23 protein-coding genes and 3 pseudogenes are annotated in these 25,087 nt (G+C 60.7%); 13 read left to right on the top strand and 13 right to left on the bottom strand.

The features are described from left to right. Positions 1-294: 294 nt before the first annotated feature. The 5 genes from ACEWE8_RS22225 to ACEWE8_RS22205 are packed head-to-tail and all read left to right on the top strand — an operon-like array spanning position 295 to position 4,346. The gene (locus tag ACEWE8_RS22225; protein ID WP_046788218.1) at positions 295-1,260 is read left to right on the top strand and encodes a sulfonate ABC transporter substrate-binding protein; all 966 of its coding nucleotides are present in this window, start codon (positions 295-297) and stop codon (positions 1,258-1,260) included. A 60-nt stretch (positions 1,261-1,320) separates the two neighbouring features. Beyond that, entirely contained in the window at positions 1,321-2,469 is a 1,149-nt protein-coding gene (ssuD, locus tag ACEWE8_RS22220) for an FMNH2-dependent alkanesulfonate monooxygenase (RefSeq protein ID WP_046788219.1), read from the top strand. 10 nt (positions 2,470-2,479) lie between these two features. Next, positions 2,480-3,277, top strand: a complete 798-nt coding sequence (gene ssuC / locus ACEWE8_RS22215) for an aliphatic sulfonate ABC transporter permease SsuC (protein WP_046788220.1) — start codon at positions 2,480-2,482, stop codon at positions 3,275-3,277. Beyond that, a complete protein-coding gene (gene ssuB, locus ACEWE8_RS22210; protein WP_046788221.1) occupies positions 3,274-4,086 on the top strand; it encodes an aliphatic sulfonates ABC transporter ATP-binding protein in 813 nt (270 codons plus the stop codon). Before ssuC ends, ssuB begins: the two co-directional genes overlap by 4 nt. 44 nt (positions 4,087-4,130) lie before the next feature. Further along, positions 4,131-4,346 (top strand): molybdopterin-binding protein, encoded by a 216-nt coding sequence (locus ACEWE8_RS22205; RefSeq protein ID WP_008095172.1) that lies wholly within the window; start codon positions 4,131-4,133, stop codon positions 4,344-4,346. 93 nt (positions 4,347-4,439) lie between these two features. On the opposite strand, the gene ACEWE8_RS22200 is transcribed toward ACEWE8_RS22205, so the two are convergent. The 4 genes from ACEWE8_RS22200 to ACEWE8_RS22185 all read right to left on the bottom strand — a co-directional run bounded on the left by ACEWE8_RS22200 (position 4,440) and on the right by ACEWE8_RS22185 (position 9,505). Next, complete coding sequence (locus tag ACEWE8_RS22200) at positions 4,440-5,066, bottom strand: TetR/AcrR family transcriptional regulator (protein ID WP_046788222.1); 627 nt, start codon at positions 5,064-5,066, stop codon at positions 4,440-4,442. Further along, positions 5,066-6,643: a glutamate--cysteine ligase gene (gene gshA, locus ACEWE8_RS22195; RefSeq protein ID WP_189339984.1), complete on the bottom strand. Its 1,578-nt coding sequence runs from the start codon at positions 6,641-6,643 to the stop codon at positions 5,066-5,068. The genes ACEWE8_RS22200 and gshA overlap by 1 nt, the downstream gene beginning before the upstream one ends. Before the next feature lie 154 nt (positions 6,644-6,797). Continuing rightward, positions 6,798-7,181 (bottom strand): PaaI family thioesterase, encoded by a 384-nt coding sequence (locus ACEWE8_RS22190; RefSeq protein WP_012316725.1) that lies wholly within the window; start codon positions 7,179-7,181, stop codon positions 6,798-6,800. Beyond that, positions 7,181-9,505, bottom strand: coding sequence for a Tex family protein (locus tag ACEWE8_RS22185; RefSeq protein WP_012316724.1), 2,325 nt, complete (start codon positions 9,503-9,505; stop codon positions 7,181-7,183). Before ACEWE8_RS22185 ends, ACEWE8_RS22190 begins: the two co-directional genes overlap by 1 nt. 227 nt (positions 9,506-9,732) lie before the next feature. Between ACEWE8_RS22185 and ompR the strand changes: the two genes are divergently transcribed. Together ompR and ACEWE8_RS22175 are read left to right on the top strand one after the other, a co-directional pair. Beyond that, entirely contained in the window at positions 9,733-10,473 is a 741-nt protein-coding gene (gene ompR, locus ACEWE8_RS22180; RefSeq protein WP_046788224.1) for a two-component system response regulator OmpR, read from the top strand. Between the two features lie 13 nt (positions 10,474-10,486). Then, on the top strand, positions 10,487-11,800 hold the full coding sequence (locus ACEWE8_RS22175; RefSeq protein ID WP_046788225.1) for an ATP-binding protein: 1,314 nt from the start codon (positions 10,487-10,489) through the stop codon (positions 11,798-11,800). A 65-nt stretch (positions 11,801-11,865) separates the two neighbouring features. On the opposite strand, the gene rimK is transcribed toward ACEWE8_RS22175, so the two are convergent. Continuing rightward, a complete protein-coding gene (rimK, locus tag ACEWE8_RS22170; RefSeq protein ID WP_012316721.1) occupies positions 11,866-12,771 on the bottom strand; it encodes a 30S ribosomal protein S6--L-glutamate ligase in 906 nt (301 codons plus the stop codon). Continuing rightward, positions 12,768-13,250, bottom strand: coding sequence for an ATP-dependent zinc protease (locus tag ACEWE8_RS22165; RefSeq protein WP_039603122.1), 483 nt, complete (start codon positions 13,248-13,250; stop codon positions 12,768-12,770). Before ACEWE8_RS22165 ends, rimK begins: the two co-directional genes overlap by 4 nt. Before the next feature lie 109 nt (positions 13,251-13,359). Here ACEWE8_RS22165 and ACEWE8_RS22160 point away from each other — a divergent pair, with 109 nt between their 5' ends. Continuing rightward, entirely contained in the window at positions 13,360-13,761 is a 402-nt protein-coding gene (locus ACEWE8_RS22160) for an RNA-binding S4 domain-containing protein (protein ID WP_012316719.1), read from the top strand. Between the two features lie 26 nt (positions 13,762-13,787). Here ACEWE8_RS22160 and ACEWE8_RS22155 read toward each other — a convergent pair whose 3' ends face one another. Continuing rightward, a complete protein-coding gene (locus tag ACEWE8_RS22155) occupies positions 13,788-14,582 on the bottom strand; it encodes a phosphatase PAP2 family protein (protein ID WP_046788226.1) in 795 nt (264 codons plus the stop codon). A gap of 119 nt (positions 14,583-14,701) precedes the next feature. Between ACEWE8_RS22155 and hslO the strand changes: the two genes are divergently transcribed. Together hslO and ACEWE8_RS22145 are read left to right on the top strand one after the other, a co-directional pair. Further along, entirely contained in the window at positions 14,702-15,601 is a 900-nt protein-coding gene (gene hslO / locus ACEWE8_RS22150) for an Hsp33 family molecular chaperone HslO (protein WP_046788227.1), read from the top strand. Between the two features lie 179 nt (positions 15,602-15,780). Continuing rightward, complete coding sequence (locus tag ACEWE8_RS22145) at positions 15,781-17,322, top strand: phosphoenolpyruvate carboxykinase (protein WP_012316716.1); 1,542 nt, start codon at positions 15,781-15,783, stop codon at positions 17,320-17,322. A 51-nt stretch (positions 17,323-17,373) separates the two neighbouring features. On the opposite strand, the gene ACEWE8_RS22140 is transcribed toward ACEWE8_RS22145, so the two are convergent. Further along, positions 17,374-17,646, bottom strand: coding sequence for a type II toxin-antitoxin system mRNA interferase toxin, RelE/StbE family (locus tag ACEWE8_RS22140; RefSeq protein WP_012316715.1), 273 nt, complete (start codon positions 17,644-17,646; stop codon positions 17,374-17,376). Then, the gene (locus tag ACEWE8_RS22135; protein WP_223255173.1) at positions 17,646-18,110 is read right to left on the bottom strand and encodes a hypothetical protein; all 465 of its coding nucleotides are present in this window, start codon (positions 18,108-18,110) and stop codon (positions 17,646-17,648) included. Before ACEWE8_RS22135 ends, ACEWE8_RS22140 begins: the two co-directional genes overlap by 1 nt. A gap of 101 nt (positions 18,111-18,211) precedes the next feature. On the opposite strand from ACEWE8_RS22135, the pseudogene ACEWE8_RS22130 reads away from it, so the two are divergent. Continuing rightward, positions 18,212-18,457: pseudogene (locus ACEWE8_RS22130) on the top strand (acyl-CoA thioesterase); the annotation flags it as partial. Positions 18,458-18,484: 27 nt separating this feature from the next. On the opposite strand, the pseudogene ACEWE8_RS22125 reads toward ACEWE8_RS22130, so the two are convergent. The 3 genes and pseudogenes from ACEWE8_RS22125 to ACEWE8_RS22115 all read right to left on the bottom strand — a co-directional run. Beyond that, positions 18,485-18,743, bottom strand: a pseudogene (locus ACEWE8_RS22125) (Tn3 family transposase); the annotation flags it as partial. A 20-nt stretch (positions 18,744-18,763) separates the two neighbouring features. Continuing rightward, on the bottom strand, positions 18,764-19,222 hold the full coding sequence (locus ACEWE8_RS22120) for a methyl-accepting chemotaxis protein (RefSeq protein WP_255260238.1): 459 nt from the start codon (positions 19,220-19,222) through the stop codon (positions 18,764-18,766). Positions 19,223-19,309: 87 nt separating this feature from the next. Then, positions 19,310-20,068, bottom strand: a pseudogene (locus ACEWE8_RS22115) (PAS domain-containing protein); the annotation flags it as partial. Positions 20,069-20,384: 316 nt separating this feature from the next. On the opposite strand from ACEWE8_RS22115, the gene ACEWE8_RS22110 reads away from it, so the two are divergent. Both ACEWE8_RS22110 and ACEWE8_RS22105 read left to right on the top strand, forming a co-directional pair. Beyond that, positions 20,385-20,945, top strand: coding sequence for a recombinase family protein (locus ACEWE8_RS22110; RefSeq protein ID WP_003117272.1), 561 nt, complete (start codon positions 20,385-20,387; stop codon positions 20,943-20,945). A 3-nt stretch (positions 20,946-20,948) separates the two neighbouring features. Then, a complete protein-coding gene (locus ACEWE8_RS22105; RefSeq protein WP_016486919.1) occupies positions 20,949-23,915 on the top strand; it encodes a Tn3-like element ISPa40 family transposase in 2,967 nt (988 codons plus the stop codon). Positions 23,916-24,534: 619 nt separating this feature from the next. On the opposite strand, the gene sdhC is transcribed toward ACEWE8_RS22105, so the two are convergent. Further along, the gene (sdhC, locus tag ACEWE8_RS22100; RefSeq protein WP_005005993.1) at positions 24,535-24,909 is read right to left on the bottom strand and encodes a succinate dehydrogenase, cytochrome b556 subunit; all 375 of its coding nucleotides are present in this window, start codon (positions 24,907-24,909) and stop codon (positions 24,535-24,537) included. Between the last annotated feature and the right edge of the window lie 178 nt (positions 24,910-25,087).

The following is a 25,087-nucleotide window of genomic DNA, read 5'->3' as shown; positions in this document are numbered from 1 at the left end:
GCGCAGCCCATCGCGACACAAGGCGCGGCTCCTCGTAGGAGCGGCCTTGTGTCGCGAAAGGGCCGCAAAGCGGCCCCAATATCAAAGAATCACCAAAGTACTTTATGGAATAAACAAATGAAAAAATATGATTTCTAGGAATATACCAAGGCTGCTAATGTCAGCCCTCAGGTGCAACACTTCCAGCGCTGGAGCATCTGAACCGGCACAACGGCTTTATCGCGTCATCCACCTTACTCGCCCGTCAACGAGGCAAGCAGGTGCAACCCGAACCTACTCGCACAGGAGAGCGCCATGCGCACAGTCTTCTTGCGCCATGGTCTGGTCGCCCTGTTTGCGGCGGCTGTGTCCTTCGGCGCCATTACCCAAGCCCAGGCTGAAAGCCTGCGTATCGGCTATCAGAAATACGGCACCCTGGTGCTGCTCAAAGCCAAGGGAACGCTGGAAAAGCGACTGGCCGATCAGGGCATCCAGGTGCAATGGACCGAATTCCCCGGGGGCCCGCAGCTGCTCGAAGGCTTGAATGTCGGCTCCATCGACTTTGGCGTAACTGGTGAAACGCCGCCGGTATTCGCTCAGGCCGCGGGTGCCGATCTGCTCTATGTGGCCTACGAACCGCCTGCGCCGCACAGTGAAGCGATCCTTGTACCGAAGGGCTCGCCGATCCAGTCGGTGAAGGAACTCAAAGGCAAGAAAGTTGCGCTCAACAAAGGTTCGAACGTTCACTACCTGCTGGTCCGCGCCCTGGAAGAGGCCGGCCTCAAGTACAGCGATATACAGCCCGTCTACCTGCCGCCGGCCGATGCCCGCGCCGCGTTCGAGCGTGGCAGCGTCGATGCCTGGGTGATCTGGGACCCGTACCAGGCCGCCGCCGAACAGCAGCTGCAGGCACGCACCCTGCGTGACGGCAAAGACCTGGTCGACAACCACCAGTTCTACCTGGCCACCCGCAACTACGCGACCCAGCATCCGGCTGTGATCAACGCCCTCATCGAAGAAGTACGCGCCGTGGGCAAATGGTCACAGGCCAACCCGCAGGAGGTGACCGACCAGGTCGCTGCGCTGCTCGGGCTGCCCGCCGACATCACCCTGACTTCGGTCAAGCGCCAAGGCTACGGTGCCGCGCCGCTGACCCCCGAGGTGGTGGCCGCACAACAGAAAATCGCCGACACCTTCCAGGCGCTGAAGCTGATTCCCAAGCCGCTGAGCATCAAGGACGTGATCTGGACACCCCCGGCCAAGGTCGCCAGCGCGCCTTGATTGATTCGCCTGTGCCGGGGCGCCGCTGTGGCCCTCGCCATCTTTAAGGAGACAACTCCAATGAGTCTCAACATTTTCTGGTTCCTCCCCACCCACGGTGACGGCAAGTACCTGGGCACATCCGAGGGTGCCCGTGCGGTCGATCACGGTTACCTGCAACAGATTGCCCAGGCCGCCGACCGTCTCGGCTTTGGTGGTGTGCTGATCCCTACCGGGCGTTCCTGCGAGGATTCCTGGTTGGTGGCAGCATCGCTGATCCCGGTGACCCAGCATCTGAAATTCCTGGTTGCCCTGCGTCCAGGCATCATTTCGCCGACGGTCGCGGCGCGCCAGGCGGCAACCCTGGACCGCCTGTCCAACGGCCGGGCGCTGTTCAACCTGGTCACCGGTGGCGACCCCGACGAGCTGGCCGGTGATGGCCTGCACCTGAACCACCAGGAGCGCTACGAAGCCTCGGTCGAGTTCACGCGTATCTGGCGCAAGGTGCTGGAGGGCGAGAACGTCGACTACCAAGGCAAGCACATCCAGGTGAAGGGCGCCAAGCTGCTCTATCCGCCCATTCAGCAACCACGCCCGCCTCTGTATTTCGGTGGCTCGTCCGAAGCCGCGCAGGACCTTGCCGCCGAGCAGGTCGAGCTGTACCTGACCTGGGGCGAGCCGCCAGCCGCTGTTGCCGAGAAAATCGCTCAGGTGCGGGAGAAGGCTGCCGCGCAGGGCCGCGAAGTACGCTTTGGTATCCGTCTGCATGTGATCGTGCGGGAAACCAACGACGAAGCCTGGGCCGCGGCAGACCGCCTGATTTCGCACCTGGACGACGACACCATCGCCCGTGCCCAGGCTTCGCTGGCGCGCTTCGACTCGGTGGGTCAGCAGCGCATGGCCGCATTGCATGGCGGCAACCGTGACAACCTCGAAGTCAGCCCCAACCTGTGGGCCGGTGTCGGCCTGGTACGCGGTGGCGCCGGTACCGCGTTGGTCGGTGATGGCCCGACTGTCGCGGCACGGGTCAAGGAGTACGCCGAACTGGGGATAGATACCTTCATCCTCTCAGGTTATCCACACCTGGAAGAGTCCTACCGCGTTGCCGAGCTGCTGTTCCCGCACCTGGACGTGCAGCGCCCGGAGCAACCGCAGACAGGTGGCTACGTGAGCCCGTTCGGCGAGATGGTGGCCAACGACATCCTGCCCAAGTCCGTGTCGCAGAGCTGAGGGCGCAGCCATGAGTCGTGCAACGTCCTCCACCCTGACCCAGCGCCTGGCGCCGTGGGCGCTGCCGGTACTGCTGTTGGCTGTCTGGCAGCTGGCGGTCAGTGCTGGCTGGTTGTCGACGCGCATCCTGCCTGCACCCAGCGCCGTAGTCAGCGCCGGTGTCGAGCTGGTACGCAGCGGTGAAATCTGGACCCACCTGGCCATCAGCGGCTGGCGTGCCGGCCTGGGCTTTGTGATCGGTGGCAGCATTGGGCTGGTGCTGGGCTTCATCACCGGTCTGTCGAACTGGGGCGAACGCCTGCTCGACAGCTCGGTGCAGATGATCCGCAACGTGCCGCATCTGGCGCTGATCCCGCTGGTGATCCTGTGGTTCGGTATCGACGAGTCGGCAAAGATCTTCCTGGTCGCGCTGGGCACGCTGTTCCCGATCTACCTGAACACCTACCACGGTATCCGCAACGTCGACCCGGCGCTGGTGGAAATGGCCCGCAGCTATGGCCTGTCCGGCTTCGGCCTGTTCCGCCAGGTGATCCTGCCGGGCGCGTTGCCCTCGATCCTGGTCGGTGTGCGCTTTGCCCTCGGCTTCATGTGGCTGACCCTTATCGTTGCCGAAACCATTTCGGCCAACGCCGGTATCGGTTACCTGGCAATGAATGCCCGTGAATTCCTGCAGACCGACGTGGTGATCCTGTCCATCGTCCTGTATGCCGTGCTCGGCAAGCTCGCCGACCTCGCCGCCCGCGGCCTGGAACGTGTCTGGTTGCGCTGGCACCCGGCCTACCAAGTCGCCAGGAAGGAGGGCGCATGACCATTCTCAAGGAACAACCGCCGCGCTTGTTGCGGGGTATCCCGCTGGCCGCCAATAGCTTGCGCAAGACCTTTGGCCAACGTGAAGTGCTGCGCGGTATCGACCTGCACATTCCGGCCGGCCAGTTCGTTGCCATCGTTGGGCGCAGCGGCTGTGGCAAGAGCACCTTGCTGCGCCTGCTGGCCGGGCTCGACCAGCCCGGCGCCGGTGAGCTTCTGGCTGGTGCCGCACCGCTGGCCGAGGCCCGCGAAGAAACCCGCCTGATGTTCCAGGACGCTCGCCTGCTGCCTTGGAAAAAGGTGATCGACAACGTCTGCCTGGGCCTGTCCGGCCACTGGCGCCCCCGTGCGCTGGAAGCACTGGAGGCGGTTGGCCTGGCTGACCGCGCCAATGAGTGGCCGGCAGCGCTCTCGGGTGGCCAGAAGCAGCGCGTGGCGTTGGCCCGGGCGCTGATTCATCAGCCACGCCTGCTGCTGCTGGACGAGCCGCTGGGTGCGCTGGATGCCCTGACCCGTATCGAGATGCAGCAACTGATCGAACGCCTGTGGCGTCAGCACGGCTTCACCGTGCTGCTGGTCACCCATGACGTCAACGAAGCCGTTGCCGTGGCCGACCGGGTGATCCTTATCGAGGACGGCGCAGTCGGCCTGGACCTCAACGTCGATCTGGCTCGGCCAAGGGTGCGTGGTTCGCACCGTCTGGCCGCGCTGGAAAGCGAAGTGCTCAACCGTGTTCTGTCGGCCCCGGGCACTGCGCCCGAGCCGGACCCTCTAGCCCCTCTGCCCACGCAACTGCGTTGGGCGCACTGAATGACTCACTTACCAGACTGAAGCCATAGAGAAGGAAGCACATCATGACTATCAAAGCCATCAACGTCCGCAACCAGTTCAAAGGCACCGTGAAAGAAATCCTCGAGGGCCCGGTATTGTCGGAAATCGATGTGCAGACCGCTTCCGGCATCGTCACCTCGGTGATCACCACCCGCTCTGTGAAGGAGCTGGAACTGCAGGTGGGCAGTGAAGTGATCGCTTTTGTGAAATCGACTGAAGTGTCCATCGCCAAGCTGTGATGTGGGCATTTGGGGCTGCTTTGCAGCCCTTTCGCGACACAAGGCCGCTCCTACAGGAAATGGCGTTACCCTGTAAGAGCGGCCCCAGCAAGATCAGCGTTTGGCAAGAAACGGCGGCAGGTACAAGCCCAGGTACGCCTCGAACACCCGCTTGCCTTCCTCGGCCATGCGCGGGGTGATCGCCTCGTGCAACTGTACCGAGCGCGCATACACCCGGTCGCTCAACTCCATGGCCAGTGCAAACACATCCACGTCCGCAGGCATTACCGGCAACCGGAAATGCTGGTCGAACAGCTTGTGCATCAACTCACCCAGCTCCATGTCGTGCTGCCGGTCCGCCTGCACCACTTCGCTCAGGCCATGCTGGGCCAGGATCAACTGACGCGCTGCAGCATCCTCGTTGTAGATGTCGAGCATGCGCTGTTCGATCAACCGTGAAAGCTCATGCCAGGTGCCGAGCGCACTGCTGTCTATCGGTGCGCTCAACGCCTCGCGAAATGCCCGGTGCACATCGGCCGTCAGCGCTTCGAGCAGTGCCGGCACGCTGGCAAAGAAGTGATACACCGACGAGGGTGGAATCTGCGCCCGTTCGGCCACGCTGTAGATCGACAATGCTGCCACCCCTTGCTCGGCCAACAGCTCGCGCGCCGCCGCCAGGATCGCCTCGATCCTGGCCTGGCTGCTGGCGCGCGGCTTGCGCGGGGTGGTGCTGCGGGTCATCAGTTGCTGATCGCCAGGATGCTGGCCTGGTAGGCGCCGACGAACTGGTCGAAGTCACCGACTTCCTGCTGCTCGAGGCGTGACTGCTCGGCCAGCGAATTGCGGGCGAGGGTCTCGTAGGCTTGCTGGCGCTCTGTGGGCAGCGGTTGCTCACGGAACGTTTGCGCGTGCAGGCGGCTCTGGCGCAGCGAGAACTGGATGAAGCTTTCCTCATGCTCGCTCATGCGCGCGAGCACCTGGGCCGATGGCGTCAGCGAAGCGTCGTCGACTTTGGCCTGCTGTGCGGCCAGGGCTTTGGCATGTTCGTCGCCGCCTTGAGCGTGATCGAGCAGCTCAGCCAGCTGGCCGATGCGCCCAAGCAAGTCGCTGGCCCAGGCTTTCAGCTCGATCGGTTGGCCCTCACGGCGCAGCTCAAGGCCTGGGCGACGGCCTTCCTTGACCACACTCAGGAAGTTGTCGGTGCACTGGCCGCATTCGCCATTGTCCAGCAGCGGGCTGTCTTCCAGGGCACAGAACAACAGAAACGCATCGAGGAAGCGCGCCTCGGTCAGGTCGATGCCTACCGGCAGGAACGGGTTGATGTCCAGGCAGCGCACTTCGACATACTGCACGCCGCGTGAGGTCAGGGCCTGGATCGGCCGCTCGCCGGTGTAGGTGACACGCTTGGGGCGGATGTTCGAGTAGTACTCGTTCTCGATCTGCAGGATGTTGGTGTTCAACTGCACCCATTCGCCGTCCACATGCGTACCGATTTCCACATAGGGCGGGTAGGGCGTGCCCACCGCCTTGCGCAGGCTGTCGGTATAGCTGGCCAGGTTGTTGTAGCAGGGTGTGAGGCCGGCCTGGGCGTTGCTCTGGTAGCCCAGGTCGCTCATGCGCAAGCTGGTGGCGTAGGGCAGGTACAGGGTTTCGGCGTCCAGCTCTTCGAGCTGGTGCGGGCGGCCACGCAGGAAGCCTTTGTCCAGGGCTGGCGAGGCACCGAACAGGTACATCAGCAGCCAGCTGTAACGGCGGAAGTTGCGGATCAGCGCAATGTACGCCGCCGACTGGTAGTCGCGGTCGTTCAGGTCGTTGCCTTCGGCGGCGCGCAGCAGCGGCCACAGCGCTTCAGGCAACGAGAAGTTGTAGTGGATGCCGGCGATGCACTGCATGGTGCGGCCGTAGCGCAGGGCCAGGCCCTTGCGGTAGACGTGCTTGAGCTTGCCGATGTTCGAGGTCCCGTACTCGGCGATCGGGATGTCCTCCTCGGCCGGCAGCGTGCACGGCATCGACGGGCTCCACAGCAATTCGTCGCCAAGCTTGCTGTAGACGAAGCGGTGGGTTTGCTCGAGGCTTTCCAGCACCTGGGCCGGGTCGGGCAGGGCCGGGGTGATGAACTCCAGCAGCGACTCGGAATAATCGGTGGTGATCTGCTCGTTGGTCAGCGCCGAACCCAGGTTTTCCGGATGCGGGGTCTGAGCCAGGCGACCTTCGTCGGTGACGCGCAGGCATTCGCGCTCAATACCGTGCAGGCACTGCTTGAGCAGGGGGAGATTGGCGCCGAGCAGGCTCAGGCGGCGGTTGAGGAGGTCGCTCAAGATGGTTTCCTTCACGCATCAGTCGCCCCAATATGGGGGTAGAGTTGACGGTCTACAAGGGTAGGAGGAAAGGAACTGGCGTCGTCGCCTGGTTTACGCGGTTACGGCAGTGCCAGCGCACTGCCGCAAAATACCGCAGATACCGTTTGGTGAGCTAGAGAACCGCGAAGGTTCCCTGCGCTTTGGCGACCAGTTTGTCGCCTTGGACTACGTCGGCGTCGACCACCAGGGTACGGCGCCCGGCGTGCAGCACCCGCGCCGTGCACAGGACCTCGCCGTCACCGACCGCACGCATGTAGTTGATCTTGCATTCGATGGTCACGCTCTGCTGGTCGAAACCATGGCTGGCCGAGCAGGCCAGGCCCATGGCGATGTCCACCAGGCTGAAGATGGCCCCGCCGTGCAGCTTCTGGCCGCGGTTGCGCAGGTGCGGCTCAAGCGCCAGTGCCACCTCTGCAACGCCCGTGTCCAGGCGTTGCAGGCGGCAGCCCAGTAGCTGGCTGTAGGCGCTTTCAACGAGCTCTTTGGGGATCTCCATCACTTCTTTTTCAACTGCTTGGCGTTGGCAAAGAGCGCAGCCATGGCGTTGTTCGCCGGCGCGGCGCTAGCGGTTTCGCGCTGGCGTGGTGCCTGCTGCTGGCGGTTGCCGCCATTGCCACGGTTGCCACCACGGTTGCCTTCGACTTTTTCGCCCGGGGTATCGCTCATGCGCATGGACAGGCCGACACGCTTGCGCGGGATGTCCACTTCCATGACCTTGACCTTGACCACGTCGCCGGCCTTGACCGCTTCGCGCGGGTCCTTGACGAACTTCTCGGACAGCGCCGAGATGTGTACCAGGCCGTCCTGGTGCACGCCGATGTCGACGAACGCGCCGAAGTTGGTGACGTTGGTGACCACGCCTTCGAGAATCATGCCGGGCTCCAGGTCTTTGAGGTCTTCGACGCCGTCCTGGAAGGTGGCGGTCTTGAACTCGGGGCGCGGGTCACGGCCAGGTTTGTCCAGTTCCTGGAGGATGTCGGTGACGGTGGGCAGGCCGAAGGTTTCGTCGGTGAACTGCTTGGGGTCCAGGCGCTTGAGGAAGCCGCTGTCGCCGATGAGCGAGCGGATGTCACGGCCGGTGTCGGCGGCGATGCGTTTCACCAGCGGGTAGGCCTCGGGGTGCACGGCGGAGGCATCCAGCGGGTTGTCGCCGTTCATTACGCGCAGGAAGCCTGCGGCCTGCTCGAAGGTTTTCTCACCCAGACGGCTGACCTTCTTGAGTGCGGCACGGGTGGCGAACGGGCCATTGGCGTCGCGGTGCGCGACGATGTTCTGCGCCAGGGTGGCGTTGAGGCCGGAGATGCGGGTCAGTAGCGCGACCGAAGCGGTGTTGACGTCCACGCCCACGGCGTTCACACAGTCCTCGACCACCGCGTCCAGGCCGCGGGCCAGCTTCACCTGGGACACATCGTGCTGGTACTGGCCGACACCGATGGATTTGGGGTCGATCTTCACCAGTTCGGCCAGCGGGTCCTGCAGGCGGCGGGCAATCGACACGGCGCCACGGATCGACACGTCCAGGTCAGGGAATTCACGGGCAGCCAGCTCCGATGCCGAGTACACCGACGCACCGGCTTCGGAGACCATGATCTTGGTGATCTTCAGCGCCGGGTATTTTTTAACCAGCTCGGCGATCAGCTTGTCGCTCTCGCGGCTGGCGGTGCCGTTGCCAATGGCGATCAGCTCCACCGAGTGTTTGGCGCACAGTGCGGCCAGTACCGAGATCGTGCGGTCCCAGTCGTTGCGCGGTGCGTGCGGATAGACCGTGGCGGTGTCCAGCAGCTTGCCGGTGGCATCGACCACCGCGACCTTGCAGCCGGTACGCAGGCCCGGGTCGAAGCCCAGGGTAGCGCGCGGGCCGGCCGGGGCGGCCAGCAGCAGGTCGTGCAGGTTGTGGGCGAAGACGTTGATCGCCTCGCTTTCGGCGTTGTCGCGCAACTCACCGAACAGGTCGGTTTCCAGGTGGGTGTACAGCTTGACCTTCCAGGTCCAGCGCACCACCTCGCCCAGCCACTTGTCAGCCGGGCGGTTGCGGTTTTCCACGCCGAAGTGGCTGCCGATCATCATTTCGCACGGGTGCAGGGTGCCCGGCAGCTCTTCGCCAACCTTCAGCGACGCGCTCAGCACACCTTCGTTGCGGCCGCGGAAAATGGCCAGTGCGCGGTGCGACGGGCAAGTGCGCAGCAGTTCGTCATGGGCGAAATAATCGCGGAACTTGGCGCCTTCCTCTTCCTTGCCAGCCACCACGCGGGCGCTGAGCACCGCTTCCTGCTTGAGGAAGTTGCGCAGCTTGTCGAGCAGGGCAGCGTCTTCGGCGAAACGCTCCATGAGGATGTACTTGGCGCCCTCGAGGGCGGCCTTGACGTCGGCGACACCTTTGTCGGCATCGACGAAGCGCGCGGCTTCGCTTTCCGGCGCCAGTTGCGGGTCGTTGAACAGGCCGTCGGCCAGCTCGCCCAGGCCGGCTTCCAGGGCGATCTGGCCCTTGGTGCGGCGCTTTTGCTTGTACGGCAGGTAAAGGTCTTCGAGGCGGGTCTTGGTGTCGGCCAGCTTGATCTCGCGGGCCAGCTCAGGGGTCAGCTTGCCCTGTTCCTCGATGCTGGACAGGATGCTCGCACGGCGCTCGTCCAGCTCGCGCAGGTAGCGCAGGCGCTCTTCCAGGTGGCGCAACTGGGTGTCGTCCAGGCTACCGGTCACTTCCTTGCGGTAACGGGCGATGAAGGGCACGGTAGAGCCTTCGTCCAACAGGCCCACGGCCGCCTCGACCTGCTGAGGGCGTACGCCCAGTTCCTCGGCGATACGGCTGTTGATGCTGTCCATGTAAACCACCTGACAATTGTGAATACGGGGGCTGCGAGGCGCTTGTTCCGCCCGGCGGCACTGGAGAAAGCCGCGCATTATACCCATCGCAGACGGCTTGCGGTGATGGCGCCAGGCCAGTTGCGGAGGCCGGGAAGTGGCGCCGGGGGAAAAATCTGCTAACAATGCTCACGGCACGCGTGGCAATGGCTACGCCATAATGCGCGGCGATCTCAGAGGAGTTATTCATGACCGGCACCGCAAACAACGCTGAAGGTGACAAGATTCTCATCGTCGACGACGATCCGGGGCTCAGCAGCCTGCTGGAACGTTTCTTCACCAGCAAGGGCTACCGTGCCCGCGCGGTGCCCAACACCGAACAGATGGACCGCCTGCTGCAGCGCGAGGTATTCAACCTGGTGGTGCTCGACCTGATGCTGCCTGGCGAGGATGGCTTGTCCGCGTGCAAGCGCCTGCGCCAGTCGAACAACCAGATCCCGATCATCATGCTCACCGCCAAGGGTGACGAACTCAGCCGCATCAAGGGGCTTGAGCTGGGCGCTGACGATTACCTGGGCAAGCCGTTCAACCCGGACGAGCTGATGGCGCGGGTCAAGGCCGTGCTGCGCCGTCAGGCACCGACGGTACCGGGCGCCCCGGGCAGCGAGGACGAGTCGGTCACTTTCGGCGATTACGAGCTGTCGCTGGCCACCCGTGAACTCAAGCGTGGCGAAGAAGTGCACATGCTCACCACCGGTGAATTCGCCGTGCTCAAGGCCCTGGTCATGCACGCCCGTGAGCCGTTGACCCGCGACAAGCTGATGAACCTGGCCCGTGGCCGTGAGTGGGATGCCCTGGAGCGCTCGATCGACGTACAGATTTCGCGCCTGCGCCGCATGATCGAACCGGACCCTTCCAAACCGCGGTATATCCAGACTGTGTGGGGCGTAGGTTACGTCTTCGTACCGGACGGAAACGCTGGCAAATGAAGCCTGGCCTTCGATGAAAACTCCGGTCTGGTTCCCGCAAAGCTTCTTCGCCCGCACCCTGTGGCTGGTGCTGATCGTTGTCCTGTTCTCCAAGGCGCTGACCCTGGTCTACCTGCTGATGAACGAGGATGTGCTGGTCGATCGGCAGTACAGCCATGGTGTGGCGCTGACGCTGCGCGCCTATTGGGCGGCCGATGAAGAAAACCGCGACAAGATTGCCGAAGCCGCAGGCCTGATCCGAGTGACCGGCTCCGGCGTGCCGGAGGGCGAGCAGCACTGGCCCTACAGCGAAATCTATCAACGGCAGATGCAGGCCGAGCTGGGCGAAGACACCGAAGTGCGCTTGCGCATCCACGCACCGCCTGCGTTGTGGGTCAACGCGCCGAGCCTCGGCCCGGGCTGGCTGAAAGTGCCGCTTTATCCGCACCCGTTGCGTGGCCAGAAGATCTGGAACGTACTTGGCTGGTTCCTGGCCATTGGCCTGTTGTCCACCGCTTCGGCGTGGATCTTCGTGCGCCAGCTCAACCAGCCGCTCAAGCGCCTGGTGTTCGCTGCCCGTCAGTTGGGCCAGGGCCGCAGTGTACGTCTGCCGATCAGTGATACGCCGAGCGAAATGACCGAGGTGTATCGCGCGTTCAACCAGATGGCCGAGGATGTCGAGCAGGCCGGGCGTGAGCGCGAGCTGATGCTGGCGGGTGTGTCCCACGATTTGCGCACGCCACTGACGCGCCTGCGTCTGTCGCTGTCCTTGCTGAACAGCGACAACGAACTGAGCGACGACATGGTCCGCGACATCGAGGACATGGACGCGATTCTTGACCAGTTCCTGGCCTTCATTCGCGATGGCCGCGACGAGCCGCTGGAGGAGGTCGACCTGGCCGACCTGGTGCGCGAAGTGGTGGCGCCCTACAACCAGCCGCAAGAGCGTGTGCGCTTGTGCCTGGAGCCTATTCCGCCATTCCCGCTGCGCAGGGTTTCCCTCAAGCGCATGCTGGGCAACCTGATCGGTAACGCGCTGCATCACGCGGGCAAGGGGGTCGAGGTGGCCGCCTATGTGTCGGGCGACGAGAGCGCGCCTTATGTGGTGCTGAGCGTGCTGGACCGGGGGGCAGGGATCGATGAGTCGGAGCTGGAGACCATCTTCAACCCGTTCATTCGTGGGGACCGGGCGCGGGGTGGCAAGGGCACCGGGTTGGGGCTGGCGATCGTCAAGCGGATCGCCGCCCAGCATGGCGGCAATGTCGAGTTGCGCAACCGGTCCGGGGGCGGGATCGAGGCGCGGGTAAGGTTGCCGTTGGGGCTTTTGCTACCGCGTAATGCGGTTTGAGCCTTCGCTGTCAGTGATGGCCCTATCGCCGGCAAGCGATGGGGCTGCACGGCAGCCCCAAAACCTCAGCCTTTGCCCTTGGTCCGGGTCTGATTCGGCCCGCCATTTTTCTCCAGATGCTCGATGATCATCCCAGCCACGTTCTTGCCGGTTGTCACCTCGATACCTTCCAGGCCCGGTGAGGAGTTCACCTCCATCACCAGCGGCCCGTGGTTGGAGCGCAGAATATCCACCCCCGCCACGCTCAGGCCCATCACCTTGGCCGCACGAATGGCGGTTATCCGCTCTTCAGGCGTGATCTTGATCAGGCTGGCCACACCGCCGCGATGCAGGTTGGAGCGAAACTCGCCTGGCTTGGCCTGGCGCTTCATCGAAGCAATCACCTTGTCGCCCACCACGAAGCAGCGGATATCGGCACCGCCGGCCTCCTTGATGTATTCCTGAACCATGATGTTCTGTTTCAGGCCCATGAACGCTTCGATCACCGACTCGGCCGCTTGGGTTGTCTCGCACAACACCACGCCGATCCCTTGCGTGCCTTCCAGCACCTTGATGACCAGCGGGGCGCCATTGACCATCTGGATCAGGTCGGGGATGTCGTCCGGCGAGTGGGCGAACCCGGTAATGGGCAGGCCGATGCCGCGCCGGGACAACAACTGCAACGAACGCAGCTTGTCACGCGAGCGGGCGATGGCCACCGACTCGTTGAGCGGGTAAACGCCCATCATCTCGAACTGGCGCAGCACCGCGCAGCCGTAGAACGTCACTGACGCGCCGATGCGCGGGATCACTGCATCGAAACCCTCCAGCGGCTTGCCGCGGTAATGGATCTGCGGCTTGTGGCTGGCGATGTTCATGTAGGCCCGCAGGGTATCGATCACCACCATTTCGTGGCCACGCTGAGTGCCGGCTTCGACCAGCCGGCGGGTGGAATACAGACGCGGATTGCGCGACAGCACAGCGATCTTCATGCAGCACCTGTGACAGGAGATAGGGTGGCCGGGTAGGCCGGTTTGTCTTGCACGTACTTGAGCCCGGGGTTGACCACCAGCTGGCCGTGAATGAGTGCCTTGGAGCCGAGCAGCAGGCGATAGCGCATGTTCTTGCGGCAGGCCAGGGTGAACTCTACCTCCCAGACGCCATCGCCCAACGCCAACGAGGTGCGGATCACGTAACGGGTCTGGGCATGGCCGTTGGAGCTCTTGATGGTCTTCATGGTGACCAGCGGGGCTTCGCAGCGGCGGTGGCGCAATTGCACGATCGAACCCAGGTGGGCCGTAAAGCGCACCCATGGCTGGCCGTCGCGCTCGAAGGGCTCCACCTCGGTGGCATGCAGGCTGGAGGTGCTGGCACCGGTATCGATCTTGGCGCGCAGGCCCGCCACACCGAGGTCGGGCAAGGCGACCCACTCGCGCAGGCCGATTACAGTCAGATGGTCAAATGTCTTCACGAAGCACACCCTGCGAATGAGGTGGTGAACTGTAAGCACGGCGGGGACTTTTTGCATCCGTCAGTTACGGTAGTACAGTTCGATGAAAGACAGAATTCGAGGCAACGGGATGGCACACAAAGCGGAAGAAGACGACAAGGTACGCCTGGACAAATGGTTGTGGGCGGCGCGGTTCTACAAGACCCGGGCGCTGGCCAAGGCCGCCATCGAAAGTGGCAAGGTGCATTGCCGGGGCGAGCGCTGCAAGCCCGGCAAGGAGCCGCGAGTGGGTGACGAGTTCGTGCTGCGTACCGGTTTCGACGAGCGTACCGTGGTGGTCAAGGCGCTGTCGGTGGTACGCCGGGGCGCGCCTGAAGCGCAGGCCCTGTATGCAGAAACCGAGGAGAGTGTGCGCCGCCGCGAGCAGGCAGCCGAGCTGCGCAAGGCCGGGGCGATGGGCGTGACCACCGACGGCCGGCCGAACAAGAAGCAGCGGCGGCAGATTCACCAGCTGCACGGCAATTTTGATTGAATGGGCTGGGCAGCCGCCCCAGCCGTCTAGCGGACCACCGCCAGGCGCCCGATCAGCGGTAGCCTGGCAGCGAGGGCAAACAAAGGCGCCGTCCACCGCACCAGCAACGCGCTACCTTTGGCCGCCAGCGGCGTATGGCAGCTCCAGCCCAACGCCAGCACCGCCATCAGCAAGCCACCGATGTAGTCATCCTGCCCCCAGTGCGCGCCTGCAACCAGGCGCGGCAGCATGAACAGCAACGCCAGGCCCCAGATCACGAGGTGCTGGACCAGGCGCCGGCTGAACAGGCTCATGAACAAGGCCCAGATCAGCAATACCGAGGCGTGGTCGCCCGGGAAGCTGTTGCTGGAACGGTCCTTCAGCTCCCATGCCTTCTCAAGGTTCGGGTAGTAGTCGCTCAGGTGCACAGCGTTGGTGAATAGCATTGATGGGCTGTCATGCTGCCAGCCCATTGCATCCACCCACTTGGAAAACAGCGCGCGAATCACCACTAAGAGGATCAGCGTAACCAGAAAGCCGAAGAAGGCTTCACGCACCTGGCTGGCTTTGAATACCCAGTCACCGCGAATCAGCACGGCCAGAAGGACCAGGCCCACGACGATGTCGAAGGGGCGCAGGCTGCCGACGGTCCAGATATAGCGCCAGGTGGTGTTGTCGGCCAACGGTGCATTGAGGCTGTGGAACAGCCATTCGTCGAAAGTCAGGCACAGGATCTGGCCAAACGGCCACAACCAGAAACACAGTAGAGCGATGGGCAGCAAAGTGCAGGCTGCCAAGGGGCCCCAAGACCACCTTGCTTTTAACAGTGGTCGATTGTCCATAAAATACCTCTATTGCAATCAGGAATCGGAGCGCCTTGTGAGCGCTCTGTCACGGGATCTCGCAAGTGTTCGACATTCCGTGTAACCATTTTGTCATCATTTCTAGATAGCCAAAACCTATGAGCGATTTGCCGGATACCGATTTCACCCAACGTTTCATCTTCGACGACCGCGATATTCGCGGCGAGTGGGTGGCACTCGATGACAGCTACGCCGCGGTGTTGGCTCGTCATGCATACCCACAGCCCGTTGCCACTCTGCTCGGTGAGCTGATGGCCGCTACCTCGCTGTTGGTGGGCGCGCTGAAGTTCGACGGCCTGCTGATCCTGCAGGCGCGTTCTGCTGGCCCCATCCCCCTGCTGATGGTGGAGTGCTCGGGCGAGCGCGACATCCGCGGCATGGCGCGTTACGAAGCGGACCAGATAGCAGCCGACGCGACCCTGGCGCAGCTGATGCCCGACGGCCATCTGACCCTGACCATCGACCCGGTCAAAGGCCAGCGCTACCAGGGTACCGTCGAGCTCGACGGCAAAAACCTGTCCGAATGCTTCACCAACTACTTCGTGCAGTCGCAGCAGCTCAACACGCGCTTCTGGCTCAACGCCGAAGGCGGCAAGGCTCGCGGCCTGTTGCTGCAGCAGTTGCCGGTGGATCGCCAGCGTGATGAAGAAGAACGCGAGGACAGCTGGCAGCACGTGATTGCCCTGGCCAACACCCTCAAGCCGCAGGAGTGGGCCGAGGCCAACGAAACCTTGCTGCACCGCCTCTATCATGAAGACGCCGTACGCCTGTTCGATATCCAGCCGCTGCGCTTCAAATGCAGCTGCTCGCGCGAACGTTCCGGCAATGCGCTGGTCAGTCTTGGCGAGCATGATGCCAAGCAGCTGGTCGAGGAGTGCGGGGGCAAGGTCGAGATCGATTGCCAGTTCTGCAACGAGCGTTATTTCTTCGATGCCAGCGATGTGGCACAACTGTTTGCCGGTGGTGGCACTGACACGGCGTCAGAAACTCGCCACTGAAACGTTTAATTTCAGGGGAATCTCCTGTCGAATTGCGCAAAAGGGCAGTTACGACAGGAGGGGCCTACTTTTTTTGGGCGTTTCTGGCATAATCCGGCCACTTTTTTCGCTGTAGTAGTTTTTTACAGACAACTACAAAACGTTTGGAGCACTCGGCCTCGGGCCGGATGGGGTATCTCATGACGCAAGCCAACAACACCGTGTACACCGACCTGAGCGTCGATGAGCTGGTAAAAGAAGCGCTGCAACGCGGTGAAGGCGTGCTAGCCGATACCGGCGCACTGGTCGTCGAGACCGGGCACCGTACTGGCCGTTCGCCGGCTGACCGTTTCATCGTCGAAGAACCTTCCACCCAGGACGCCATCGCCTGGGGCCCGATCAATCGCAAGTTCCCGGCCGACAAGTTCGATGCCCTGTGGGACCGCGTCGAGGCGTTCAACAACGCCCAGGATCACTTCGTTTCCTACGTTCACGTAGGGGCTGCCGCCGAGCACTACCTGCCGGTGAAGATGACCACCCAGACCGCCTGGCAGAACCTGTTCGGCCGTTGCCTGTTCATCAACCCTGAGCAGTTCAACCCGGCTGGCCGCGACCAGTGGCAGGTCCTCAACGTTGCCAACTTCGAGTGCGTGCCTGAGCGTGACGGCACCAACTCCGACGGTTGCGTCATCATCAACTTCGCCGCCAAGAAAGTGCTGATCGCGGGCATGCGTTATGCCGGCGAAATGAAGAAAGCCATGTTCTCGGTGCAGAACTTCCTGCTGCCGGCTGCCGACGTGCTGCCAATGCACTGTGCTGCCAACATCGGTGAAGAAGGCGACGTCACCCTGTTCTTCGGCCTGTCCGGCACCGGCAAGACCACCCTGTCGGCTGACGAAAGCCGTTACCTGATCGGTGACGACGAGCACGGTTGGGGCGAAGGCGTTGTCTTCAACATGGAAGGCGGCTGCTATGCCAAGTGCATCGACCTGTCCGAGAAGAACGAGCCGGTCATCTGGAAAGCCATCAAGCATGGCGCCGTGCTGGAAAACGTCGTCCTGGACGGCAACAAGCACGCCGACTATGCCGATGTCAGCCTGACCCAGAACAGCCGCGCCGCCTACCCGCTGGAGCACGTCGCCAAGCGCGCCGAAGCCAACCTGGGTGGCGAGCCTAACGCAGTCATCTTCCTGACCTGCGACCTGACCGGTGTTCTGCCTCCGGTTTCGATCCTGAACAACGAGCAGGCGGCCTACCACTTCCTGTCCGGCTACACCGCGCTGGTCGGTTCCACCGAAATGGGTTCGGGTGGCGGCATCAAGTCGACCTTCTCCACCTGCTTCGGCGCACCGTTCTTCCCGCGCCCGGCTGGCGAATACGCCGAGCTGCTGATCAAGCGTATCAACGCCTTCGGCTCCAAGGTCTACCTGGTCAACACTGGCTGGACCGGTGGTGGCTATGGCGTCGGCAAGCGCTTCAGCATCCCGACCACCCGTGGCGTGATTGCTGCCATCCAGAGCGGCGCTCTGGTCGGTACCGAGACCGAGCACCTGGACATCATCAACCTGGACGTGCCGAAGGCCGTTCCGGGCGTCGAGACCGAGCTGCTCAACCCGCGCAACACCTGGGCTGACAAAGCTGCCTACGACGAAGCTGCAAAAGGCCTGGCCAAGCTGTTCACTGAAAACTTCAAGAAGTTCGAAGTGTCCGACGCCATCAAGGCTGCTGGCCCACAGCTGTAAGCTGTCGCCGGTTGCAACGAGAAAGCCGCCCCCAAGGGCGGCTTTTGTGTTTCAGGGCCATTGCTGCCTTGCATGCAGGATGCGGATGATTTCCACGGCTTCCCTTGTAATCCGATAGACCATCACGTAGTTGGGGTGGATGATGATTTCCCGGGTCCCCGGATAGCGCCCGGGTTTGTACATGGAAGGAGTCTGCGCAGCGAGCCTGGCTTTTTCGGCAAATTTTTCGTCTAGTGAAATGGCGGCAGCGGGATTGTCCTGGGCTATATGGTCCATAATGCGAAAGCGATCATTGCGGGCCATTTCACGCCAAGCCAGGCGCATCAGCGGACTCTGGCTTTGAGTTCGCTGCGGCGAGCCGCGAACAGCAGCTCTGCTTCTTCATCCTCCATCGCGGGCGACGAATCGTTCAGGCTTGCTTCGACTTGCTCTGCGAACCACGCCTCGTAAGCGGCTGCTTCATGAGCCCGCTTCAACGCTTGAGCGCGATCAGGACGTTGGTAAGTGCTCATCAGGCCAGGATCAAAGGCTGAGGTGTCCACCTCGAAATGGTCGATGCCCATCTCACGCAGGTAGATGACCAAGGTTTCAAACTTTTTGAAAAGCCTTACGTTGCCGCTACGTTGGGCAATCAGCAGGTGCTCTTGCTGATTGATATCGACCTGGATGGCCCAGCCACCCGGTTGGCCGACGATGTGCGTAGCGTTGATTCGGCCCGATTCCACCAGTCGGCTCAAGTTGGCATGATCTAATTGATGAGTTGGCATCGGTGTCTTTCTCAGTTTCATCAGATACACCATGGTATGCAATCTATAGTTGATTGCGACTATAGTCCTTCCTGTCTTGGTGTGGGAAGCTTCCTCACGGTGTAACCAATTGTGGATATCTCATGACCGAATCCCCTCAGCGCAGCGCGTTCTCCCACTTCCACCCCATCCTCACCCGCCCCCAGGACAACGACCATAACGGCCACATTGCCGGTGCCACGGTGCATGGTTTCTTCGAAACCGCCATCCAGGCCTTTCTGGTCGAGCAAGCTGAATTCGACCTGCGTGAAGGTGAGCTGGCGGCGTTCGTGGTCAGTTCGGCGGCAGACTTTTTCGCGCTGCCGGGCTTTCCGGACGTGCTAGGGGTGCCCGCAGAATTCGGAAAAAATCGTACGCTAAGGTTTTCCGGGCAATCGTAGCGGCCTGAACTTCCCGACCTCCAGCCTGCGGCTCTGCCGCCAGACGTAATCGCCAGTCAGGTTGATGTGCTCCCAGCCCAGCGGCAACAGGTATTGCAGCAGCTCGCCGCCCACCGACTTGCCTCGACCAGCCCCAAGTGATGCGCTCCAGATACATCGTGTTCCATAGCACGATGGCCGTCACCAAGTTTGGGCTTCTGGCTCTGTAGCGCTGCGGCTCGAAGTTCCGATCCTGATTTTTCCTAAAACTGGACACTAGCTATTGTCTTTGAACAACGTCGATACGGTACGGGCAACATGGTCTGCACCGTCACTGATTTCACGCATAATAGTTGTTACAGTTGCGATCTGATCGTTGTTTTCTTCGGCGCTTCTAGCGATGCTGTTCATATCTATATTCAGTTGCTGAGTAAGCTTTCCGTTAGCAGTTACCACATTCTGGATTTCCACGGTGGCACTGCTAGTTCGAGCTGCCAACTGACGAACCTCGTCGGCTACTACAGCAAAGCCTCGGCCCATTTCACCCGCTCGGGCAGCTTCAATTGCGGCGTTAAGTGCTAGTAAGTTAGTTTGTTCTGCCACGCCTTGGATGGTGGTAACAATTTTCTCGATATCTTTAGCCTGAGCATTTAGCTGTGTAATCAAAATAACCGCACCGTTTATTAAATTAAGTGTGCTCTGAGATAATTCAATTGAACTAGCAAGGGACTCCATGCCCCGCACGGAAATTTGAGATGTCTCCTCGGCGGTGGTGAAGGAAAGCTCTGCGGCTTGACGGATTTCATCAGCCTTATGCTTCTGCGAGCTGACGTCGGTGGCAAATTTTAACACTTTCACAACCTGGCCGGCTTCATCAACGACGGGGTTGTAGGTGGCCTCAAGATAGATGGTCTCTCCCGATGCGGTCTTGCGCTCAAATTGCCCGCTGAAAAAAGTTCCTCCCTTTAAACTCTGCCAAAAATTTGTATTTTCTTGATAAAAATTATCGAAACAGAACATTCGGTGGTGTCGACCCTTGATATCGCTGAGGCGATAACCCATAGCACGGAGGAAATTCTCATTTGCATGCAGAATGTCACCGTTAGGTGTGAACTCGATCTCCGCCATCGAGCGGGAGATGGCTGCATGGACGGCTCTTAGTGAGAGTAACTCGTTTTCTCTCTGAGTGACATCTGAGCCAATCTTAATGATTTCAATAACTTTTCCATCTTGATTTTGAACTGGAATATAAGTAGCCTCAATCAATATTAAGTTACCGTCTTTGCGCAGCCGCCTAAATAAACCTGATAGAGGATGGCCGTCAGCCAATTTCTGCCAGAAGCGCGAATAATCAGCTGTGCTAGCATAATTCTTTTCGCAGAAAATTCTGTGGTGCTGCCCTGCTATTTCTTCGAGTTTGTAACCAAGCATCTCTAGAAAGATATTGCTCGCATAGATTACGCTCCCGTCTGGCCTGAATCTGATTTCCGCGACATTTCGATTTATTGAATCAAGCTGCCACTGTAGTTCTGAGAGCTTATTTTCTGTGTCCAGCAGTTGTTTGTTTTTATTGAAAAACATAATCATTACCTTTGTGCAAATAAAATAATACTTGGGGCCTAATTTATACTGTATCGGTTAGCGCAACCGCTTCTTGAGAGCATAGCTCTTTATAGTTGGTAAATTAGCGATTTGCAGCCATGTGTCATATTGAGCTATACCCTAACTGGATGTCAGGAATGGCCACGCTGCGCCGTCAGAATAGAGTCTGCTTTCACATTCTTTGACACATGCTTGCCAAGGTCTTAGATTCCAACCTGACAAATTCAAGGCTTAGGGCGCAATGGAACCAAAAACCAACGTAAGCCCTACCGCCCATCCAGCCTATGGAGGCATCTTGCAGGGACAACGCATCGGTTACGTTCGGGTCAGCAGTTACGACCAGAACCCGGAACGCCAACTTGAGCAGGTCGAGATCGGCAAGCTGTTCACCGACAAGGCCTCGGGCAAGGACACCCAGCGCCCGCAGCTGGAAGCCATGCTCGGATTCGTCCGCGAAGGCGATACCGTGGTGGTGCACAGCATGGATCGCCTGGCGCGCAACCTCGACGATCTGCGCCGTCTGGTGCAAAGGCTGACCAAGCGCGGCGTGCGCATCGAGTTCTTGAAGGAGGGGTTGGTGTTCACCGGCGAGGACTCGCCCATGGCCAACCTCATGTTGTCGGTCATGGGGGCCTTTGCCGAGTTCGAGCGCGCCCTGATCCGCGAGCGGCAGCGCGAGGGCATCGCCCTGGCCAAGCAGCGCGGTGCTTACCGGGGCCGCAAGAAAGCTCTCTCCGACGATCAAGCCATCACGTTGCGGCAGCGGGCCGCTGCCGGCGAGCCGAAGGCTCAGCTCGCACGCGAGTTCGGCATCAGCCGTGAAACCCTCTACCAGTACCTTCGCACGGACGACTGAACCATGCCGCGTCGCTCGATTCTCTCGGCTACGGAGCGCGACACCCTGCTTGCGCTGCCAGAAAGCCAGGATGACCTGATCCGCTACTACACCTTCAACGACTCCGACCTGTCCCTGATCCGTCAACGGCGGGGCGATGGCAACCGCCTCGGCTTCGCCGTGCAGCTCTGCCTGCTGCGCTACCCTGGTTATGCGCTGGGCAACGACACGGCGCTACCCGAGCCCGTGATCCAGTGGGTGGCCAAGCAAGTCCAAGCCGACCCCGCGAGTTGGGCGAAGTACGGTGAGCGCGACGTGACCCGCCGCGAGCACGCTCTGGAACTGCGCACCTACCTGCAACTGGCCCCGTTCGGTCTGTCGGACTTCCGCGCCCTGGTGCGCGAGTTGACCGAGCTGGCCCAGCAGACCGACAAGGGCTTGCTGCTGGCCGGGCAGGCGCTGGAGAGCTTGCGGCAGAAGCGGCGCATCCTGCCGACGCTGAGCGTTATTGACCGGGCGTGTTCGGAGGCCATTGCACGCGCCAATCGGCGGGTCTATCGCGCCCTGGTCGAGCCGTTGAACCCATCGCATCACGCCAAGCTCGACGAACTGCTCACCATTAAGGCCGGCAGCAACAGCACTTGGTTGACCTGGTTGCGGCAATCACCGCTGAAGCCGAACTCGCGGCACATGATCGAGCACATCGAGCGGCTGAAGATTTTCCAACTGGTGGGCCTTCCCGACAGCCTCGGCCGGCACATCCACCAGAACCGATTGCTGAAGCTCGCCCGCGAGGGCGGGCAGATGACGCCACAAGACCTCGGCAAGTTCGAACCGGAGAGGCGCTATGCCACGCTGGTCGCCGTGGTACTGGAAAGCACCGCGACCGTGATCGATGAACTGGTTGATCTGCACGACCGCATCCTGGTCAAGCTGTTCAGTGGCGCGAAACACAAGCATCAGCAGCAGTTCCAGAAGCAGGGCAAAGCGATCAATGACAAGGTGCGCCTGTACTCGAAGATCGGCCAGGCCCTGCTGGACGCTAAAGAGTCCGGTGACGATCCGTTCGCCGCCATCGAGGCGGTCATTCCCTGGGACGAGTTCACCCAGAGTGTCACTGAGGCCGAGCTGCTGGCCCGGCCGGAAGCCTTCGACCACCTGCACCTGGTCAGCGAGAACTTCGCTACGCTACGCCGCTACACCCCAGCCTTTCTGGAGGTGCTTCAGCTCCGAGCCGCGACGGCAGCGCAAGCCGTGCTGGATGCCGTTCAGACCCTACGCGAGATGAATGCCGATAATCTGCGCAAGGTGCCCTCCGACGCACCGACCGCCTTCATCAAGCCGCGCTGGAAACCGCTGGTGATCACCCCGGAAGGCATCGACCGGCGCTTCTACGAAATCTGCGCCTTGTCCGAGTTGAAGAACGCGCTGCGCTCCGGCGACATCTGGGTCAAAGGCTCGCGGCAGTTCCGCGACTTCGATGACTACCTACTGCCTCCCGAGAAATTCGCCGCACTCAAGCGGGAACAGGCGCTGCCACTCGCGATCAACCCGAACAGCGACCAGTACCTGGAAGAGCGTTTGCAGCTGCTGGACGAGCAGCTGGCCACTGTCACCCGACTGGCAAAGGACAACGAACTACCCGATGCCATCCTCACCGAGTCCGGGCTAAAAATCACCCCGCTGGATTCCGCGGTGCCCAACACCGCGCAGGCGCTGATCGACCAGACCAGCCAGCTACTGCCGCGCATCAAGATCACCGAGCTGCTGATGGATGTGGATGAATGGACGGGCTTCACCCGCCACTTCACGCACCTGAAGGATGGCGCACAGGCGAAAGACCGGACGCTACTGCTAACGGCGATCCTGGGCGATGCCATCAACCTCGGCCTGACCAAAATGGCCGAGTCGAGTCCGGGCATGACCTACGCCAAGCTGTCCTGGTTGCAAGCCTGGCACATCCGTGACGAAACCTACTCGACGGCCCTGGCCGAGCTGGTCAACAGCCAGTTCCGGCATGCCTTCGCCGCCAACTGGGGTGACGGCACCACCTCATCCTCCGATGGCCAGCGTTTCCGTGCCGGCGGTAAAGGCGAGAGCACCGGCCACGTCAACCCGAAGTACGGTAGCGAGCCAGGACGGCTGTTCTACACCCACATCTCTGACCAGTACGCGCCGTTCAGCACCCGCGTGGTGAATGTAGGCGTGCGTGATTCCACCTACGTGCTCGACGGTCTGCTGTACCACGAGTCCGATCTGCGGATCGAGGAGCACTACACCGACACGGCTGGTTTCACCGATCACGTCTTCGCCCTGATGCACCTGCTGGGCTTCCGCTTCGCGCCGCGCATCCGCGACCTCGGTGAAACCAAGTTGTATGTGCCCAATAGCGTCCAAGACTACCCGACGCTGCGTCCAATGCTCGGCGGAACCCTGAACATCAAGCACGTCTGCGCTCACTGGGACGAGATTCTGCGGCTGGCCGCGTCGATCAAGCAGGGCACCGTCACCGCATCGCTGATGCTGCGCAAGCTTGGCAGCTACCCGCGCCAGAACGGCCTGGCCGTGGCTCTGCGCGAGCTGGGTCGGATCGAGCGCACGCTGTTCATCCTCGATTGGCTGCAAAGCGTGGAACTGCGTCGCCGCGTGCATGCCGGATTGAACAAGGGCGAGGCGCGTAACTCCCTGGCCAGGGCGGTGTTCTTCAACCGCCTCGGCGAGATCAGGGATCGGAGTTTCGAGCAGCAGCGCTACCGGGCCAGCGGCCTCAACCTGGTGACGGCCGCCATCGTGTTGTGGAACACCGTGTACTTGGAGCGCGCGACCCAGGCCCGAGAAGAGGCAGGCAAGCCAGTTAATCCTGAGTTACTGCAATACCTTTCGCCATTGGGCTGGGAGCACATCAACCTGACCGGCGATTACGTTTGGCGGCAAAGCCGCAAGCTGGAAGACGGGAAATTCAGGCCGCTGCGGCAGCTCGGAAAACCTTAGCGTACGATTTTTTCCGAGTTCTGCGGGCTCCCCAAGAACAGCTACGCGATCTACCTTAAGACAAAAAATGCCACTCGGGCGCATCCCGCCCCTACTTCAGGGACTTTCACTTGCTTCTCGCTCTGTCACTCACAGCATCGGCACGCCCATGACGCATGGTATCCAGGCCTCATAATTTTCCCATATAACCTTCTTGTCTTTTGCGCACCCAGAAAGACTCGAGGCTTTAACTGGACAGATGAGCCCTCGAGGGTAGTGTTCACCTGATTGGCTTTCTCATATCTGATGTTGATTCGCACAGTGTGCCAACCAGGTGATAGTTTCAAAAAACCTGCGCTTCAGAGCGAATTAGACGATCTTCGATAAGAGCGATCCGCCTCAAAATCCAAAACATCTAACATTGTCCTAGAGCCATATTTGTACCTAGTACTATGGCGCTCCCATTAACACATTTGATGATGCACAGAAAACTTAGCTCATGATAGCTTTCAGCTAACAGCTATTCGGAAGCCCGAAAGGATTCAACCGTTTAAGCGTGAACCGTCGATTATAAATACTTTCGTAAGTTAGCTTTAAAGGACGCTTTTAGTCCTTGTAAATACGCATTACGACTCCACAGCTACCAAATCCATACGGCGCCAGCAACCATTAAAACACCCGACACTACTAAAACAATAGTAGAGGCGCGATTGCTGCCTTTCAAAGTATGACCAACACCCACATCCATAACTAGGTGTCGAATTCCGGCTACGAGATGATAAATAAATGAAGAGTATACCAACCAGAAACTAACTTTGCCGAAAGGTGAAGAAAAAATCTCCTTGACTTCATTAAAACCCTTTTCTGACTCCAACGATTTGCTCAGCATATACAGTATCAGTCCCAGAAAAATAAAGAGCATAATTCCTGAAATCCGGTGCAGAATCGATGTAAGCGCCGTGAGAGGAAGCTGAATGGTTCGAATATCAAGATTAACCGGCCGCTTTTTATTCATTTTGACTCCAGTCAACAATTCTAGTGGGGGATTTCAGTTTTCGATCTCATTCATCATAGCAGCTGTAACTAAGGCTGGCGGCGACAATAATGGAGATATTCGGGGCTTACGTTGCATTTTGAGGTCGCAAGTGCATGTGCGTAAATTGAAGCAAATTGCAAGGTTATGCCCAATAGGT

Source organism: Pseudomonas sp. TR47, assembly GCF_044143025.1.
In the GTDB taxonomy this organism is placed as follows: domain Bacteria; phylum Pseudomonadota; class Gammaproteobacteria; order Pseudomonadales; family Pseudomonadaceae; genus Aquipseudomonas; species Aquipseudomonas putida_E.
This window is presented reverse-complemented; position numbering and strand designations above follow the sequence as displayed.

Excerpts from the sequence above, each read along its gene's own strand:
- ACEWE8_RS22225 (WP_046788218.1), top strand. The coding sequence starts at position 295 with ATGCGCACAGTCTTCTTGCGCCATGGTCTGGTCGCCCTGTTTGCGGCG.
- ssuD (WP_046788219.1), top strand. The coding sequence starts at position 1,321 with ATGAGTCTCAACATTTTCTGGTTCCTCCCCACCCACGGTGACGGCAAG.
- ssuC (WP_046788220.1), top strand. The coding sequence starts at position 2,480 with ATGAGTCGTGCAACGTCCTCCACCCTGACCCAGCGCCTGGCGCCGTGG.
- ssuB (WP_046788221.1), top strand. The coding sequence starts at position 3,274 with ATGACCATTCTCAAGGAACAACCGCCGCGCTTGTTGCGGGGTATCCCG.
- ACEWE8_RS22205 (WP_008095172.1), top strand. The coding sequence starts at position 4,131 with ATGACTATCAAAGCCATCAACGTCCGCAACCAGTTCAAAGGCACCGTG.
- ACEWE8_RS22200 (WP_046788222.1), bottom strand. The coding sequence starts at position 5,066 with ATGACCCGCAGCACCACCCCGCGCAAGCCGCGCGCCAGCAGCCAGGCC.
- ACEWE8_RS22190 (WP_012316725.1), bottom strand. The coding sequence starts at position 7,181 with ATGGAGATCCCCAAAGAGCTCGTTGAAAGCGCCTACAGCCAGCTACTG.
- ACEWE8_RS22185 (WP_012316724.1), bottom strand. The coding sequence starts at position 9,505 with ATGGACAGCATCAACAGCCGTATCGCCGAGGAACTGGGCGTACGCCCT.
- ompR (WP_046788224.1), top strand. The coding sequence starts at position 9,733 with ATGACCGGCACCGCAAACAACGCTGAAGGTGACAAGATTCTCATCGTC.
- ACEWE8_RS22175 (WP_046788225.1), top strand. The coding sequence starts at position 10,487 with ATGAAAACTCCGGTCTGGTTCCCGCAAAGCTTCTTCGCCCGCACCCTG.
- rimK (WP_012316721.1), bottom strand. The coding sequence starts at position 12,771 with ATGAAGATCGCTGTGCTGTCGCGCAATCCGCGTCTGTATTCCACCCGC.
- ACEWE8_RS22160 (WP_012316719.1), top strand. The coding sequence starts at position 13,360 with ATGGCACACAAAGCGGAAGAAGACGACAAGGTACGCCTGGACAAATGG.
- ACEWE8_RS22155 (WP_046788226.1), bottom strand. The coding sequence starts at position 14,582 with ATGGACAATCGACCACTGTTAAAAGCAAGGTGGTCTTGGGGCCCCTTG.
- hslO (WP_046788227.1), top strand. The coding sequence starts at position 14,702 with ATGAGCGATTTGCCGGATACCGATTTCACCCAACGTTTCATCTTCGAC.
- ACEWE8_RS22145 (WP_012316716.1), top strand. The coding sequence starts at position 15,781 with ATGACGCAAGCCAACAACACCGTGTACACCGACCTGAGCGTCGATGAG.
- ACEWE8_RS22140 (WP_012316715.1), bottom strand. The coding sequence starts at position 17,646 with ATGCGCCTGGCTTGGCGTGAAATGGCCCGCAATGATCGCTTTCGCATT.
- ACEWE8_RS22135 (WP_223255173.1), bottom strand. The coding sequence starts at position 18,110 with ATGAAACTGAGAAAGACACCGATGCCAACTCATCAATTAGATCATGCC.
- ACEWE8_RS22120 (WP_255260238.1), bottom strand. The coding sequence starts at position 19,222 with ATGGAGTCCCTTGCTAGTTCAATTGAATTATCTCAGAGCACACTTAAT.
- ACEWE8_RS22105 (WP_016486919.1), top strand. The coding sequence starts at position 20,949 with ATGCCGCGTCGCTCGATTCTCTCGGCTACGGAGCGCGACACCCTGCTT.
- sdhC (WP_005005993.1), bottom strand. The coding sequence starts at position 24,909 with ATGAATAAAAAGCGGCCGGTTAATCTTGATATTCGAACCATTCAGCTT.